The organism is Corynebacterium sp. 11A (genome assembly GCF_008930935.1).
Lineage (GTDB): Bacteria > Actinomycetota > Actinomycetes > Mycobacteriales > Mycobacteriaceae > Corynebacterium > Corynebacterium megadyptis.
Map to the genome: position 1 here is coordinate 64,690 of NZ_PQMR01000012.1, position 16,603 is coordinate 81,292.

A 16,603-nucleotide genomic window follows, 5' to 3' on the forward strand; every position below is an offset into this window, starting at 1 on the left:
CATCCGCGGCCGCAGATCGTGTCGTTGCCGGATCAGCTTCTCAGCCCTAAGCGATCGATTCTAGTCCTTCTCCGCGCCGCGTGCGGCTGCGCCCAGCTGACACGGCCCGACGCTGCTGCGCACGTATATGGCGCTACCCGCAGCTCCTCCGGCTGGACAGCTCTCGTCCCCCTCATAAGAGCCTAGCGAGCAACCTGAATAAGACATGAGAGCACAACCTCTGTACTATCGGCCAACGCACAACGGCCACGTGGTGTATGTGGCAGCTACCCCGATGTTCGACGACAACGGTCTAAGTGAGCGCGCTGGTCTCCGCCCTAGGGTGTGAGTGGCGCGCTGAGATTGGGCTGTGCGCAGGCGAGTAATGCCGTGAAGAAGCGTCGAGGACGACGCCCCAGCCCTGTGCTGGTGCCTGCGCACAGGCATGACAAGCTGCGTAGCATCGGAGAAAACAAGAATGGAGTGCACGACTTGAGCGAAAATACTTGGTTTATTCTCGCGATCATCATCTACATGTTGGCGATGCTCGCGATTGGTTATTGGAGTTATAAGCAAACAGACGAATATGACGATTATGTGCTCGCTGGTCGCGGCCTGAATCCTTTCGTTGCCGCCCTCTCGGCGGGAGCTTCGGATATGTCCGGCTGGCTGCTCATGGGTTTGCCGGGCGCACTATTCCTCACCGGCTTCTCGGAGCTGTGGATCGCCATCGGCCTGTTGATCGGCTGCTGGGCGAACTGGACATGGGTGGCGCCGCGCCTGCGCTCCTATTCGGAGATCGCGAATAACTCGATTACGGTTCCAAGCTTCTTGGAAAACCGTGTGCAGGATAAGTCCCGCATCCTCCGTATTGTGTCCGCCGTGGTGATCATCCTCTTCTTCACCTTTTATGTCTCCTCCGGCATGGTCGCCGGCGGCAAGTACTTCGAGTCCACCTTCGGTGGCAGCTACCTAGACGGCATGCTCATCGTGGCAGCCGTGACGGTGGCCTATACCTTCATTGGTGGCTTCCTTGCTGTGTCCTACACCGATGCCGTGCAGGGCACCATCATGTTCGCCGCACTGATCGTGGTGCCGATCATGGCGCTGCTGTCTCTGGACGAGCCCACCAGCATCTTTACCTGGGCCGTCGAGCAGCCCTATGGCCCCTATGAGGCGGGTAATTCCTCCTATTTCAACATGATCTCTGGCGTCTCGATTACCGCGATCATCGGTAACCTCGCCTGGGGCTTGGGCTACTTCGGCCAGCCGCACGTGATTGTCCGCTTCATGGCGCTGCGCGCGCCCTATGAAGCTAAGGCCGGTCGCTGGATTGGTGTGGGCTGGATGCTGCTGTGCATCATCGGCGCGACCTTCGCAGCCTTGGTGGGAACTGCCTTCTTCGGCCAGGATCCCTCCATTCGGGTCACCGACCGCGAGGCCTTCGAAACGATCTTCCTGGACATGGGCCGGATTCTCTTCCACCCGCTTCTCGCCGGTCTGCTGCTGACCGCCGTGCTGGCAGCCATTATGTCCACCCTGTCCTCCCAGCTGCTGGTCACCTCCTCTGCTCTGATCGAGGATCTGACCAAGATCGTCTACAAGCGAAAGCTGCCGGACAATGTCTTGGTGAACCTCTCGCGCACCGCCGTGGTGGCCGTGGCCGTGATCGCCGCGGTGCTGGCCATCAACCCCTCCGACTCGATTCTGGGTCTGGTGGGCTTCGCATGGGCGGGCTTCGGTTCTGCCTTCGGCCCGATCATTCTCGCCTCCCTCTACTGGCGTCGACTCACCGCCGGCGGAGCGATTGCCGGCATGATCACCGGCGCGGTCGTCTCCTTCGCCTGGGGCATGTCGCCGCTGAGCGACACCCTCTACGAGATGGTGCCCGGCTTCCTCGCCGCCACCGTCGTGATGGCCGTGGTCTCGATCATGTCCAAGGGCCCCAGCCAGCAAGTGCTGGATGAATTCGACAGCGCGTCGAAGCTCGCCACCATCGCCGAGGAGCAGCCCAAGATGGACATCGAGACTGCCGCCGAGCAGCTCGAGACCAAGGGCTAAATCCTCTCGACCACACGCAAAGGGAACCTCATCGAGGTTCCCTTTCGTCATTGAGAGGTATGGATCTCTCTTCCCGCCGCGGCTGGTATACCCTTTTATGCTTATCGACGCTTCTCTGGCTTCTTATCGGCCTTGTAGCACGGGTGCCTGCGCATCCGCCCACCGAGCCGCAGCTGCCTGGATTACACAGCACACTGCCCAAGGTGAGCGTCGTCAAGACGCGTGCCCGTCACCCTGGATACCGGCGAGAATTCTTCGGGCCGGGCTGGCGGGCCCAGCCCAGCTTGGGCGCAGGCTGTACCACTCGGGATCGCGCGCTGCGCGCGGCGGGGGTGCAGGCGCCATGCTCGCGCGGGCTCCGCGGGGTGATTCAGGATCTCTATACCGGCGAGCGGATTGACGCGGCCGTCGATGAGCTCCAGATCGATCACGTATTTCCGCTCGCGGCCGCGTGGGATATGGGGGCGGCCACCTGGCCGCGGGCCAAAGCGGAGGACTTTGCCAATGATCCACTCAACGTGGTGGCTGTGAGCGCCGCCGCCAATCAAGATAAAAGCGATGCGCTGCCCGCGGCATGGATGCCTCCCTACCACCGGCATCGCTGCTGGTATTCCCAACGTCTCGCCGCTGTGGCGGCACGGTATCAGCTGGCGCTATCCCAGCCGGATATTACGCGCATGAAGCGCAGTTGCTGGGTTAGCGAAGTTCTAGGAGTTTCACTAAACTCGCAGTTTGCGCTGAGTTATCCGGTTGGACACCCACAGCGTGGCCAGCGCGGGCGGCCTCGGCGTGATGTTTCTACCACCCAGTAATAGTTCACCCCTTAGTGAAAGAGGACTCACCATTTCTACTGTGATGCTGGCACTCCACGTGCTCTCCGCCGTGCTCTTCTTGGGCCCGGTCACCGTGGCTGTATCGACCTTCCATGTGCAAGCAGCCCATGCACATAACGGCAACGATAAGGCCAAGGGTTCCGCCGCGCTGCTCTACCGGATCAGCAACACCTACGGCTTGCTCTCGCTGCTGGTGCCGCTGCTGGGCTTTGGCGTGATGTTCTCCAACCTCGACGCATGGATCAAGGAAGGGCTGCTGCACACGTCTATTCTGCTGTCCGTTATCGCATGGGCTGTGTTGTACTTCCTGATTCTGCCCCGTCAGAAGGCTATGGCTGCCGAACTGGGTATTCTCGACGCCGACGATATGCCGGAGAATGCCACCGTGCAGGATTGGGACAAGGCAAAGTCCCAGCTGTCGATGTTCGGCGGCATCTTCTCGCTGCTGTGGATCATCACCTTCGCTTTGATGATGACGATGTAGCGGCACGCTTTATACTGCCTCCTCGCTGCCCCGTGGCAGCGAGGTTTTTTATGTCTCTGTACCGCCACTGTTGTAGCGGCGCGGCTCGGCGGGCGGGCGGTGTGGCGGCTCGGCGACGCAGCGGGCGGCATGTGCGAGAGCCCCATTCAGTCGCCACAAGAGAAAACACCACCTCGCCGGAAGATCCAGCGAGGTGGTGTGGTGTGTGAGCCCTGAAAGCTCAGAAAGGATTAGTAGCGATCGTCCCGGCGACGGAAGCTGCCACGGCGGTCGCCGCGGTCTCCCCTATCGCGACGGTCGAAGCCACGGCCACCACGGCCGCCATCACGGCCACCGCGATCGCCACGATCGAAGCGCCGACCGCCATCGCGACCACCACGGCCACCGAAACCACGGCCACCGCCGCGACTACCACGGTCGCCATAGCCGCGCTCCAAGGAGGCATCGGGGGCCGACTCGATATTGATCAGCTGGCCGGAAATGCGGGTATCTTCCAGCCGGTCGAACACATCGCGAGGCAGGTCCTTGGGCAGCTCGACTAGGGTGTGATCCACATTGATCACGATCCGGCCGAAGTCCTTGGAATTGAGCCCGCCTTCGTTTGCCAGCGCGCCCACGATGGAACCGGGACGCACATGCTGCCGCTTGCCCACGGCGAGGCGATAGATGCTCATGTTCTGGTTCGAACGCTCGAAACGACCACCGCGGTCGCCGCGGTCACGGCCACCACGATCGAAGTCACGGTCGCGACGATCGGAGCGATCCTTACGCTTATCGCGCGGCGGCTCCTTCATCAAGAACTCGTCGCTGGCCTGAGCCTGCGTTGCCAATGCCGCCGCGATATCCACCATCGGAATATCGTGCTCATCAGAGTATGTCTGCACCAAGGAACGGAAGATATTGACCTGAGAGTCTTCCAGCGCCTCAGTGATGGAATCGGCGAACTTCTCCTTGCGGGATTCATTCACCTCATCAACGGTCGGCAGATCCATTTCGTTCAGCGGCGCGTTAGTTGCGCGCTCGATGGATCGCAGCATGCGGCGCTCACGCGGGGTGACGAAGAGAATAGCCTCGCCGGAGCGACCGGCACGGCCGGTACGGCCAATGCGGTGCACATAGGACTCGGTATCGTGCGGGATGTCGTAGTTTAACACGTGGCTGATACGTTCCACATCCAAACCGCGGGCAGCCACGTCGGTGGCCACGAGAATATCGAGGCGACCATCCTTGAGCTGGTCCACGGTACGCTCGCGCTGGGCCTGCGGAATATCGCCGTTGATGGCCTGCGCAGAGAACCCGCGAGCACGCAGCTTTTCGGCGAGTTCCTCTGTCTCGAACTTGGTGCGCACAAACATGATCATCGCTTCAAACTCGGTGACCTCGAGGATACGGGTCAGAGCATCGAGCTTGTTCCGGTGCGCCACCATCAGATAGCGCTGGTTGATATTGGTGTTGGTGCGGCTGGCCGAACGGACGGTGATTTCCTGCGGCTCATTGAGATACTGCTGGGAAATCTTTCGAATGCCATTCGGCATCGTGGCCGAAAACAGTGCCACCTGCTTGTCTGCAGGGGTGTCGGCCAGGATGCGCTCGACATCCTCCTGGAAGCCCATTTGCAGCATCTCATCGGCCTCGTCGAGCACGAGGTAGCGCAGACCGGAAATATCCAGCGAGCCCTTCTGCAGGTGGTCGATCACACGACCCGGGGTACCCACAACGATGTGTGCACCGCGGCGCAGGCCCGACAACTGAATGCCATAGGATTGTCCACCATAGATCGGCAGCACGTTAATGCCGCCGAGGTGATCGGCGAAGGACTGGAAGGAGTCAGCAACCTGCAGCGCGAGCTCGCGCGTCGGTGCCAATACCAGTGCCTGCGGAGAGCGCTCGTCCTTGTTGATGCGCGCCAAAATAGGCAGCGCAAAGGCGGCGGTCTTGCCGGTACCCGTCTGGGCGAGGCCTACGACATCGTGGCCTCCCATGAGAACGGGAATGGTTTGTTCTTGAATAGGGGACGGCGTTTCAAAGCCAACCTTGGTGACTGCCTCCAACACATCTGAGGGTAAGTCCAAGCTTTCAAAGCCGGTGGGTGAGCCGGTATCCTCAGAAGTGTTCGCATCCCTGGTGCTGTGCTGATCGGCAGACTGTGCTGCCGCACCTTGCGAAGTATCCTGAGAGTCCGACGAAACGATATGATCCGGACTGTCCACGTCTCCGGTGACGTTATCGGTGTTACTCATTGCCCCACCACGTTACGCTGCGCGGCGGTGCATAGCCAATTGCAGAGGGCTTATCCCTTCCTACAAGGGCTTTCAGCGGCGGTGTCATCGCGGGGCTCAAGGGACTCACGCGCTCCCAGCCACACCACTGCGGCGGCTAATCCAATTAGCCCGCAGGAGGCGAAGGCCCAGCCATAGCCGGCCCAGCCCGCGAGCGCACCCACCACAATCGGGCCGGTGATCGTCCCGAAATCTTGGGCCATTTGGAAGTTGGCGAGGACGCGGCCACCGGAACGCTCCCGCCCCACCACATCGGCCAGCGCCGCCTGCTGAGCGGGGTTGAGGCAGCCCGCCCCGAAACCGGCGAAGACGGAGACGGTCAGCAGCGTGATCGGCTCATGAGTCAGACCAATGCTGGCCGTAAACACCGCATTAATCACCAACCCCGTAATCACCAGGGGCTTGCGTCCCCATTGATCGGACAATCGCCCAGAAAATTGCAGGGCGAGCGCGTTGCCGGCGGCGAAAAAGGCGAGCGCAATACCGGCTACGGCACCTGCTTGGTGGAACATCGCGGCGGAAAAGAGAGGGATGATGGCCACGCGCACGCCGAAGTTGGACCAGCCATTGGCGAAGGCGGAGACCAACGCTGCCCGATAGGCGGAATCACGCCACGCCTCGGAGAAGGTCATCGGGGCCAAGCTATTCGTCTTCTCATAGGAGCCCATCGCCTCGGCAGAGAGCATCACATACACCACTGCCGCGGCCAGCAGCACGGTGGCGCCATAGATGAAAAATGGTGCGCGCATGCCCATAAAGGACAAGGCGGCGCCCACCACCGGGCCGACGATATTGCCCACGAGGAAACCGGTGGCATAGATAGACGACGCCTTGCCGCGCACCTCGGGCGGCGCCATGCGCACAATCAGCCCCATGGCCGAAACCGTGAACATGGTCGAGCCAATACCGCCGATACCGCGCAGCACCAGGATCTGCCAATAGTCACTCACCGCTCCGACGAGACCCGTGGTAATTGCCACGGTGATCAGACCGGTGAGATAGACCTTGCGGGAGCCCAGGCGATCAATTGCCCGCCCTGAAACTGGGGCGAAGAGAAGCCGCGATCCCGCAAACACGGAGACGACGGCACTCGCCGCAGCGAGGGAGACATCAAAGCTGCGGGCGAATTGCGGGATGATCGGCGCCACGATGCCGAAACCGACGGCAATAATAAACGCCGCCGCGACGAGCGCCCAGATCTCCTTGGGCAGCGGCGGGACAGGACGCTTCTGCCTATCCCGCGTGTGTGCTAGTCGACGCATCACGCGCCTCACTCCTCCTTCGATACCCCACCCCAACCTTTCGAACATGTGTTCACCTCTGGCGTGGGAGTGTCTCAGCCGCTGTTTAGAATGCGGGCCATGCGAAACATTAACAGCAACACTAAGCCCCATTTCTTTAATCCCGCACAGCGTTATAGCAGCTCCAGCCGCACTGGGCAGCGGCCAGTATCCACTGCTACAGCATTAGCCTTAATCAGGCGTGACCATCCCGACATCGTGGAGCGGGTGACATCCACGATCCATCACCCTCGCTCTTTAGCGCGCACCCCCAGTACGTGGCGGCCACCAACACTCACCCTTCCCGCGGTGGACATCGCCGGCGTTCCCGAATTGAAGCTGAATATCACCCGCTATCGGGCGAACCCAGCCATGGCGGCAGCGCTCGCCCAGGGAGCGCACTCCTCCACTCCGGCGTATGCCGTGATCGCGCGCTTTACGAATCCTCGCGGCGATAGCGTTCCTGCCAGCGTGAGCGAGGCGTGGATGCGCTCATTCATCCCCGAGGAGGCGTCATCGATGGTGCACGAGATCCTCACACCCACTGCCCCCACATACTGCTGGGTCGTCGACAGCACCTATACACCACTGCCCTCGCCGGTGTCCTTTTTTGTCCAACACACCAGCGCCGCCTAAAGCGAGCGGCGCTGCCGCCGGCATGACTACCTAGCTGTCGTCCTCGTCGAGGTCGAAATACTCTTCGTCCTCGGTGTCATAGAGTCCGCCGAGTGCGGCGCGCCGCTGGGCGGCATCGTGATCGTCCTCATCGATGGGTGCGAGCTGATCCTCCCAGTCCTCGGCTTGATCCGCGGCGAGGCTGATGACATCGAAAAGACGGTCATAGTCAGTGAAGGAGCCGAGGCTGAGGATTTCGTCATCCCACGCCTCATCATCGTCTCCGAGGGCGATGAACTCCACCGTTGCCGTGGGCACGCCCTCGTCGAGGTCCACGCGGACGAGGATCTCGGAGTTGGCTGCCACCTCGGCGCGCACGGTGTGGGCGTCGTCCTCGTCTTGGAAGAAATCCAGATCCGCAATGCGATCATCGGTGCCGCTGAGCACATCCCGCAGTATGGTGACCACCTGGTCGGTGGCAATATGCTCGCTCACGGTGGCAACGGCATCCTCTACCGAAAACACCACCGCCACCAAGACGGCCTCGAAATCCTCATCTTCCTCATCCACATCGGCGGCAGCAATGTAGACATTGGCGGCAGGAAAGTCAGGGTCGATGTCCACAAAGTGGATCTCCACCTCGGAGGTGATCGGCACAAAGAGAGTGCAGTCGTGAGCACGCGACTCTATGCCCGCATCGTCTAGTGCCGCTGCAATATCCTCTAAGAAACTCATGGAGGCAGGCTTTCCTTCCACATAGATGGTTACGTGACAGCCCGCCACGAGCGGCGGGGCTGCCGCTCTACAGCCTAGTTGGTCCGCCGCAGAATCGCCGCAGGGTGCTTCATGGATACTGGGGCGGCATGCGAGAGGTGTCTTAGAAGCTGGCGAGCGCCGCACACTGCTGTGCCATGCGTTCGCGCTTGATATCGGGTTTTTGTTTAGGGCACGACACGCACACACTGCAGCCAGGAGAGTGAAAAATCATGCAGCACGTCAGCCGTTTAGTGCTCAGCACCACATCATCATCGGGCTCATCCTCGCGAAGGGCCATCTGTAAATCGCTGGGGCGAAACTCCCCATCGACATAGTCGAAGAAGCGCGGTTCCACCACGCGGGCGCGATCCTGCAGCTTTGCGCGCATCCCCTCCAGCACCGCCAGACAAGCGGCGATGCCCTCATAGGGGGCGAAAGCCTCATTGCCCGCTGTGGCTGCCGCCATGGATACCGCATCGCTGACCACCGCCCATAACGCGGCGACAGAGACATCCGTGATCTCCGCGAGACCGCCCACAATCGGCTCGAAAAGCTCCGCCCATCCCGCCCCGAGCTGCCGGTAGCTATCTGCGGAGGGGTCGAGCACATGGTTCGGGTGGTAGCCGTACCAAAAACCCGCGCCATGGCCGGTGGGGGTATGCACGAACATGGTGGCTGGATGCTCCGCATCGCAGATCGCCACGAGGTCGTGATCGAGGGCGAGCATCATTGTCGGCTCAATGAGAGTGGTGACGAAACTGTGAAACCACAGCTGTGCACAGTGTTTATCCTCGTCCATGGGAAAAAGCTCATGAGTGGCGGCGATGGCCTGACGCAGACGGTCCACGAGGGCGGCGTCGATAATCTGCGTGGAAAGTAACTGCTCCGAGTCCTCATTCAATGGCACTAGGGCCTGGCTGAAGCGGGGATGCTCGTGGATCAGCAGCGACCAGTGCGACGCAGGGCTAAAACTCATCTTCCTCATTCCTCCTGAGACGCCGGGCGTTGGGCAGTGCGGGGCAGAATCGACTCGAGTAGCGCGAGCGTCTTTGCCACCCGGGTGGGACTGGTGAGATCGGGCTCATCACTTCCCCACTGCCGCAGATCATAATTATCCCACGCTTGACGACGCTGCGAGCGTGGATCATAGACAACCGTCGATGCGGTGTCGAAGATTCTGGTGGCCCGGCGCGGCATGCGGTCCGCCACTGCGGCGCGGTAGCGCGGCCATCCCGAACCGACTTGGGAGTGGTGAATGAAGTTGCCCCAATAGGCCTGCAACTCGGTAGTGAGTGCCGCAAACTCGGCGGCGCCTCCGAGCTTATTGAGCCCAGAGACGCGCGATGCCTCCATATCGCCGAAGACGGCGGTGAGTTCGAGTGAATGCATGGCCCCGATGCCGAGGCGGCGCAGCGCCGCGGGGGCGAAGTCGAATCGATACATCCAGGTGTCCGCGATACGCGCATGGGCCTCGGCGAGCCGCACCGAAGGCACCCAAAACACAGCATCGGTAAGCAGGTCCGCAAAATCCTCGCGGCTAAACGCGGCCGAGTACTCGCGCAGCACCTCGTGGGCGCGTTCGGTGTCGAAGGCGGTGAGTATGCGGTGCGCCGAACGCGAGCGCGCGGACTCGCGAACGTAGAGGGCCTTGGCTACAGAGGCTTCGTCATTATTCGTACCGATCAAAAGCGGCACCGGAGCCTGGCGCCCCTGCTCGAAGGCATCCAGCGGGTGCTGCGGCAGCACGTGGCCGTCCACCACCGGACCATAGGGCGAGTTGAGATTGAGCATGTCGCGCAAGCGCAATTGGGACAGGCTGCCGGCGCGCACCAGATCGGCGGGCGGCAGCGCCCGGAGCACGGACATATCGGCGAGGTCGTGCAGTTTCAGATTGTCGACCAGCGCCCGCGCCCAGCGCCGCGACTGCTCTTGGGAGTGAAACGAGGCCGCCGGCGCGGACTGGGCAATAGCCTTGTGAAATAACCCTCGCGCTGCCGGAGAGGCCAGCAGCGAAATCACGCTCGCCGCCCCCGCGGATTCGCCCATGATGGCAATGTTGCTGCTATCGCCACCGAAGGCAGCGATATTCTTTTTCACCCAGCGTAACGCCGCCAGTTGATCGTGCATCGCCGGGGTGGGCACGCATTGGCCGCCGATCTCCGATAAGTCGAGATAGCCGAACACCCCCAGCCGGAAGTTCAAAGACACGTAGACCACATTCAGGGCGCGCACAAAGTTATGCCCGCGCAGCATGGTTTCATGCGAGGAGCCCACCAAGTAAGAACCGCCGTGAAAATACACCACCACCGGCAGCTGCTCATCGGTATCTGGGCGCACAATATCGAGGTTGAGGCAGTCTGGCCCGCCCGCCAATTTCGTTCCCCACAAACTGGCCGGCTGCCACGCCTTGGCACCATATTCGGTGCAGTCTTTCACTCGGGACCACGGTTCGACGGGATGGGGCACCCGCCAGCGGCGTTCGCCGTCGACAAGCCCCGCATAGGGCACTCCTCGCCACGTCAGCAGTCCGGAGCGCGCCACTCCTTTGACATAACCAGCGGTGGTTCGGACCAGCGTTTCCATATCCTCCACGGTAGTTGCTCCGCGTAGTCAGTGCGGGCTACTACGCAGCAGAGTTCTTGCGGCCCCGCCGGCGCGCAGCTATTCGATACTAGGCGCGTGTGGAGAAGAGATCACAGCGGGTGCGGCAGGCCCGTGCGGACTATTAATAATGCGCAGGTGTCGTTTAGTGTTATCTATATCCGGCGGTGCAGTACAACCACTACACTGGACAACAATGCCCACCAGCCCTAATACACAGCGCCCTCGCCAGAATGAGGCCGCACGGGGCAGGCATTCCTAGCACTCAGATAATTCCGTATCGCCGATTATTTTCCCCATTATGAATTTCTACTAAGGAGATCTCTTACTATGTCTCAATCGAGCTCGCACGAACCGACTTATGACATCACTGATGCATTGGGATCTGATCCCGAAACCTTGCACGAGCGCACCGGAGCATCCGGCAAGCTGCTCATTAAGGCCCTGAACCATGTGGTGAAGATGCAGGCGTCTTCTATCACCAGCTATGTGAACTGGCTGCGCAAGCGCAACCCAGAGGCCAGCCCGGCTGATATTCAGAAGATGCTGGACCAGCACATCACCTATCTGGCCACCGGCTCCGGGGCCTCTGCCGGCATGGCCGCTGCCGTCCCGGGCATCGGTTTTATCACCGGCGCCGCCGCCGTAGGCGCGGAATCGCTGGTATTTCTCGACGCCGCCGCCTTCTACACCATGGCCTCGGCCTACCTGCGCGGCGCGGATATCTCCGATCCCCAGCGTCGAGAAGCGCTCATTCTCGTGGTGATCATGGGGTCCTCCGGCACCGCCCTCGTCGATGCAGCCGTGGGCGATCTGGGCGTTGAGGGAGGCAGCTCGACGATCTCTACCCTCTCCCGCTTCTCCGGTCCGTCGATGAGCAAGATTAATAACCGCCTGCTCAAGCAGGCGTTGAAGCAGACCAATAAGCGACTGCGCGCCGCGTGGATCGGCAAGGTTATGCCCTTGGGTATTGGCGCTGTGATCGGCACCGTCGCCAACCGCAAGCTGGCCAAGAAGCTCATCGGCAACACCTATGACTCCTTGGGCTCGGCACCGACGGAGTTCCCCTCCCTCCTGCCTGCCCTCGAGGAGATCAAGGATGAGGACGTCAGCGCCATGGACAAGGAAGTCACCGACGCCGTCACCAAGACCCACCAGAACGAGAGCCTGGCTGCCCGCAGCTGGGAGTTTGTCAGCTCCACCGCCAGCAACGTCGGCAGCAGCGTCGCTGGTGCCGCCCACGGGGTTGCTGGAGGCGTGTCCGGTACAGTGCGTAAACTTCCTTTCGTACCGAAGAAGAAGGACGCCACCGACGGCGAGGCCTAACCTCGTGCGCTAAAAAGCACCCAACGGTGCACCGCTGCCCCTCGGGGCAGCACTCGGCCCCGCCACCTGTGCTCGCCCACCGCTTCATGCGGTCGACGCAGGTGGCGGGGTTTTCCTGCATCGACAGCTCGAGCCCGCCAAGGGTGATACACAACTAGATCGGCATATAGAGCTAAGGAGGAGTAGAACTGTGACCGCTTCGCAGTCCGCGCACTCTGAGACGGAGCGCGCCGGTATCACCGAGCGCGGCAGCTCCCGCACCTCCTCAGCTCAGCACCCGTCCACTAAGTCCCAGCGTGGCTTTCCGGCCCTACAACGGCTGCTCAGCACCGCCTGGGAGCTGAAGTCGGTCAGCCTCTTTGCCATCGTCTGCACCCTCGCCGAGGTTGTGGCCGAACTCAGCGTGCCCCTGCTGACCGGTAGCGCGGTGGATATCGCCACGGGCTCACGCGAGGCCACCTCGTGGACGGAGTTCGTCCACCGCTCCGGCATCTTCTCCCCCTTCGGCGTATCCGGAAGCGCCGATGCGCTGCGGATCGTGGTGATCTCACTCATCCTTGCCGCCCTCATTCGGTTCGTCTTTCAAGCGGGGCGCCGCTACTCCGCGGGCAGGCTATCCATCTCCGTTCAGCACCTGCTGCGCATACGTATTCTCTCCACACTCTCTCGCCTCGACGGCCCTGGCCATGACCGCATCCGCACCGGCGAGGTGGTCTCGCGCTCTATCTCGGATCTCAACCAGATCCAGGGTATTTTAGCCATGACCCCCTTGGCGCTGGGTTCGCTACTCAAAATCCTTGCCGAGCTCGCCGTCATGCTCTGGCTTTCTCCCCTGCTGGCGCTGGTGGCGGTGATATCGCTGCCGGTGGTGATCGTGGCTGCGGCGGTGTCGCGGCGCCCGCTCTACGCCGCCACCTGGACCGCACAACAGCAAGCCGCCGAGGTGGCGAGCCACGTGGAGGAAACCGTTAGCGGTATTCGCGTGGTCAAAGCCTTCACCCAGGAAGACCGCGAAAGCACTACTCTCGCCGACGCCAGCCGCCGGCTTTTCGCCCTGCGCATGCGCGTCGCCCGCCTCACTGCCCGCAGCATCCCTTTTATCGAACGCCTCCCGCAGATCGCGCTAGTGGCCAATGTCGCCCTCGGCGGTCTCTTAGTGCTGAACGGCACGATCACTCTCGGCGTCTTTGTCACCTTCTCCTCCTACCTAGTCTCCCTCACCGGCCTCGCCCGCGTCTCCTCCGGCATGCTCATGCGCATCTACATGGGCTTTTCCTCGGTGGAACGCGTGTTTGATGTTCTCGACCAGCGCCCCGCACTGCCCGATCCCGCCCATCCCGCGTCCCTGCCCGCCAGCCGTCTCGGCCTCGACGTGCACAATGTGCACTTCAGCCAGCCGGAGAGTGGCCGCGCCGTGCTCAACGGCATGTCGCTGCGCATTCCCCCTGGCACCCGCATGGCCATGGTGGGCCCCGGCGGCTCTGGGAAAACGATGCTCACCCAGTTCGTGGGCCGTTTCTACGATCCCGACGAGGGCAGTATTGCGCTTATCGACGCCACCTCCCAGCGTTATGACCTGCGCGATATTCGCCGCGCCGAGCTGCGTGAGCGGGTAGCCATCGTCTTCGACGACCCCTTCTTGTTCTCGGATTCCATCCGCAACAACATCACCGTCGGGGCGGATATCTCGGAGGAGGAACTCCGCACCGCCCTCGAGGCCTCCTGCGCCGCTGAGTTCGTTGCTGAGCTCGACAACGGCCTCGACACCGTCTTAGGAGAGCGCGGCCTCGATCTCTCTGGAGGGCAGCGCCAGCGCATCGCCCTCGCCCGGGCTTTGGCGCGGGGCGCGGATGTGGTGGTGCTCGACGACGCCACCTCTGCCATTGACGCCATCACAGAGGCAGCGATCTACGCGGGCATTCGCCGCCACTACCCCGACCTGACGATCCTCGCTATCGCCCACCGCGCCTCCACCCTAGAGCTCACCGACACGGTGACTCTTGTGGATGAAGGCCGCGTCACTGCCTGCGGCAGCCTGGAGGAGATCTCAGCGAATCACGACTTCGCGCACCTGATGGATCTCAGCTTCCAACAGCGCCCCAGCGAAGAGGAGCCCGTGCCCTTCGACTCGGAGGTCCGGCCCAGCGATGAGCAGCTCTGGCCTGCAGAGCCGGTGGGGCGGCGGCCACACGAGCGCGGCACGATTGCTAAGTCTCAGGCCACCGCTATTAGCGGCCGCGGGGCGCTGATGTCGCAGCCACTCAATGACCGCCTCGCCGCCGATATCGCACGGCTACCCGAGGCTACCGAGCAGCCTCAGCTCACCGTGTCGAATACCGAGGAGGGTTTTAGCCTGAAGCGGCTGTTTCACCCCGTGCGCGGTCTCATCCTCACCAGCATTGTGCTGCTGGTGATGGGGGTGCTCGCCGATATCGCCCTGCCCACCCTCATCCGCTATGCCATCGACCGCGGCATCAGCGAGAACAACCTGCGCATGCTGGTACTCATGGCGCTTGCCGGACTGGCGATCATCCTGCTCAGCTGGGCGGCGGCGGTGGCCCAAACCATCATCACCGCCCGCACGGGCGAGCGCCTGCTCTACGGGTTACGCGTGCGTTCCTTCCGCCACATCCTGCGGCTGTCCATGGACTTTTTCGAACGCACCCTCTCGGGCAAGATCATGACCCGCATGACCACCGATATCGATGCACTGAGCTCTTTTCTCCAAACTGGACTGGCACAGACCGTGGTGGCGTTGAGCACGCTGGTGGGCATCTCCGTGATGCTTCTGGCCACCGATGTCCAGCTATCGCTGCTGGCCTTCTGCGCGCTGCCGATCGTCGCAGTGGCCACCGTGGTTTTTCGCCGCATCTCCTCCCGACTTTATCGCCGCAGCCGGGAACAGATATCGGCAGTCAACGCCGAGTTTCAGGAATCGGTGGGAGCATTACGCACCAGCCAGATGCACGGCGCCGTGGATCGCAGCCTCGCGGAGTTCACGGCCGCAGCAGCGAAATACAAGCGGCTGCGCATCGCCTCCCACACCGCCGTTTCTCTCTATTTCCCCGGCATTAATGCCATCTCGCAGCTCGCCCAAGCGGCCGTGGTGGGTTGGGGCGCCACGATGGTGCTCGAGGGGGAGATTTCTGCGGGCGTGCTCGTTGCCTTCGTCATGTATCTCAGCGCTCTCTTCGGCCCGATCCAACAGCTCTCCCAAGTCTTCGACAGCTATCAACAGGCCTCGGTGGGCTTCAACCGCATCCGCGATTTGCTCACCACCCAGCCCAGCGTGGTGTCCACGGGCACGCGGGACGACGCCGCCCACGCCGCCAGCGGCGCCTTGGCCCTCGATAATGTCAGCTTCAGCTATGGGCCAGATACCCCTGCGGTCACCGAGCATCTATCCTTCGAGCTCGCCCCCGGGAGCACGGTGGCGGTGGTGGGCCAGACTGGGGCGGGCAAGTCCACCATCATCAAACTCGCTGCCCGCTTCTACGACCCTGCCTCCGGCGCGGTGCGCGCCCGCGGGATAGACATCCGCGACTTTCCGCTCGCCGCATGGCGGGGCCAAATCGGCATGGTCCCCCAAGAGGCGCACCTTTTTAGCGGCACCATCGCTGAGAACATCGCCTATGGCCGCCCCGAGGCCACCCGCGCTGAGATCACCGATGCTGCCGCTCGTGTCGGTGCGCTAAGCGCAATCGCCAGCATCCCCGGCGGATTCCGCGCCCCTCTCGGGGAAAAAGGCCGCGGCTTGTCCTCGGGCCAACGCCAGCTCGTTGCGCTCGCCCGCGCCGAGCTGACCCGACCGTCCCTGCTGCTTCTCGACGAGGCCACCGCCACCGTGGATCCCGCCACGGAAAACACCATTCTGCAGGCCTCAGACCGCGTCACGGACGCCCGCACCAGCGTGGTCGTGGCCCATCGCTTGAACACCGCCGCGCGGGCGGATCGGATCATTGTGATGGATCATGGCCGCATCATCGAGGACGGCACCCACGAGAACTTACTCAACCAAAAGGGAACCTATTGGCGCATGTGGACTTCCTCTTAGGAGGGTGTACTCGGCGCCAGGAGTGGTTAACCCGCTCACACCCGCGACCATGGTGGTCAGATCTCGCACGAGAGGTGCGTAATTTCTGCCCAGATTTAGGCGACAAAAGGGGTGGACCACCGTTAGTCTGGTCCAATACCACTAAACTGTGTATGAATCACCCAATAACCCAAGGAAATGAGGCGAGCACCTGCCGTGAGCAGCGCTAGTACTTTCGGCCAAAATCAGTGGCTGGTAGACCAGATGTTCCAGCAGTTCAAGGAGGATCCCTCCTCCGTAGACAAGGAATGGCGCGAGCTGTTCGAAAAGGAGGGCAGCCCCGCAGAGCCCACCCC

At 62.1% G+C, this 16,603-nt stretch carries 12 protein-coding genes; 7 read left to right on the forward strand and 5 right to left on the reverse strand.

Annotated features, from left to right (window positions below; all coding sequences use genetic code 11):
- The first annotated feature begins 471 nt into the window (after positions 1-471).
- From putP to GBB18_RS09010, 3 genes are all read left to right on the forward strand, one after another.
- Positions 472-2,040 (forward strand): sodium/proline symporter PutP, encoded by a 1,569-nt coding sequence (gene putP / locus GBB18_RS09000; protein ID WP_151641448.1) that lies wholly within the window; start codon positions 472-474, stop codon positions 2,038-2,040.
- 203 nt (positions 2,041-2,243) lie between these two features.
- The gene (locus GBB18_RS09005; protein WP_225979131.1) at positions 2,244-2,852 is read left to right on the forward strand and encodes an HNH endonuclease family protein; all 609 of its coding nucleotides are present in this window, start codon (positions 2,244-2,246) and stop codon (positions 2,850-2,852) included.
- Between the two features lie 31 nt (positions 2,853-2,883).
- Positions 2,884-3,357 (forward strand): DUF2269 domain-containing protein, encoded by a 474-nt coding sequence (locus GBB18_RS09010; RefSeq protein ID WP_151641457.1) that lies wholly within the window; start codon positions 2,884-2,886, stop codon positions 3,355-3,357.
- A 230-nt stretch (positions 3,358-3,587) separates the two neighbouring features.
- On the opposite strand, the gene GBB18_RS09015 is transcribed toward GBB18_RS09010, so the two are convergent.
- Together GBB18_RS09015 and GBB18_RS09020 are read right to left on the reverse strand one after the other, a co-directional pair.
- Positions 3,588-5,597, reverse strand: a complete 2,010-nt coding sequence (locus tag GBB18_RS09015) for a DEAD/DEAH box helicase (protein WP_151641449.1) — start codon at positions 5,595-5,597, stop codon at positions 3,588-3,590.
- A 50-nt stretch (positions 5,598-5,647) separates the two neighbouring features.
- On the reverse strand, positions 5,648-6,898 hold the full coding sequence (locus GBB18_RS09020) for an MFS transporter (RefSeq protein ID WP_151641450.1): 1,251 nt from the start codon (positions 6,896-6,898) through the stop codon (positions 5,648-5,650).
- A gap of 99 nt (positions 6,899-6,997) precedes the next feature.
- Here GBB18_RS09020 and GBB18_RS09025 point away from each other — a divergent pair, with 99 nt between their 5' ends.
- Positions 6,998-7,552: a hypothetical protein gene (locus GBB18_RS09025; RefSeq protein ID WP_151641451.1), complete on the forward strand. Its 555-nt coding sequence runs from the start codon at positions 6,998-7,000 to the stop codon at positions 7,550-7,552.
- A 30-nt stretch (positions 7,553-7,582) separates the two neighbouring features.
- Here the strand turns inward: GBB18_RS09025 and GBB18_RS09030 are convergent, their stop codons facing one another.
- From GBB18_RS09030 to GBB18_RS09040, 3 genes are all read right to left on the reverse strand, one after another.
- Positions 7,583-8,266 carry a hypothetical protein gene (locus tag GBB18_RS09030; RefSeq protein ID WP_151549092.1) on the reverse strand — a complete coding sequence of 228 codons (684 nt, stop codon included), beginning with the start codon at positions 8,264-8,266 and terminating at the stop codon, positions 7,583-7,585.
- Between the two features lie 142 nt (positions 8,267-8,408).
- Positions 8,409-9,263, reverse strand: a complete 855-nt coding sequence (locus tag GBB18_RS09035) for a (2Fe-2S)-binding protein (protein WP_151641452.1) — start codon at positions 9,261-9,263, stop codon at positions 8,409-8,411.
- Between the two features lie 5 nt (positions 9,264-9,268).
- Positions 9,269-10,870: a carboxylesterase/lipase family protein gene (locus GBB18_RS09040; protein ID WP_151549094.1), complete on the reverse strand. Its 1,602-nt coding sequence runs from the start codon at positions 10,868-10,870 to the stop codon at positions 9,269-9,271.
- Between the two features lie 348 nt (positions 10,871-11,218).
- On the opposite strand from GBB18_RS09040, the gene GBB18_RS09045 reads away from it, so the two are divergent.
- The 3 genes from GBB18_RS09045 to GBB18_RS10875 form a co-directional block, all read left to right on the forward strand.
- Positions 11,219-12,214: a hypothetical protein gene (locus GBB18_RS09045; protein WP_151641453.1), complete on the forward strand. Its 996-nt coding sequence runs from the start codon at positions 11,219-11,221 to the stop codon at positions 12,212-12,214.
- 190 nt (positions 12,215-12,404) lie between these two features.
- Positions 12,405-16,268: an ABC transporter ATP-binding protein gene (locus tag GBB18_RS09050; RefSeq protein WP_225990273.1), complete on the forward strand. Its 3,864-nt coding sequence runs from the start codon at positions 12,405-12,407 to the stop codon at positions 16,266-16,268.
- 195 nt (positions 16,269-16,463) lie between these two features.
- Positions 16,464-16,603 (forward strand): hypothetical protein (locus GBB18_RS10875; protein WP_192795997.1); only part of this gene is annotated, 140 nt, incomplete at its 3' end.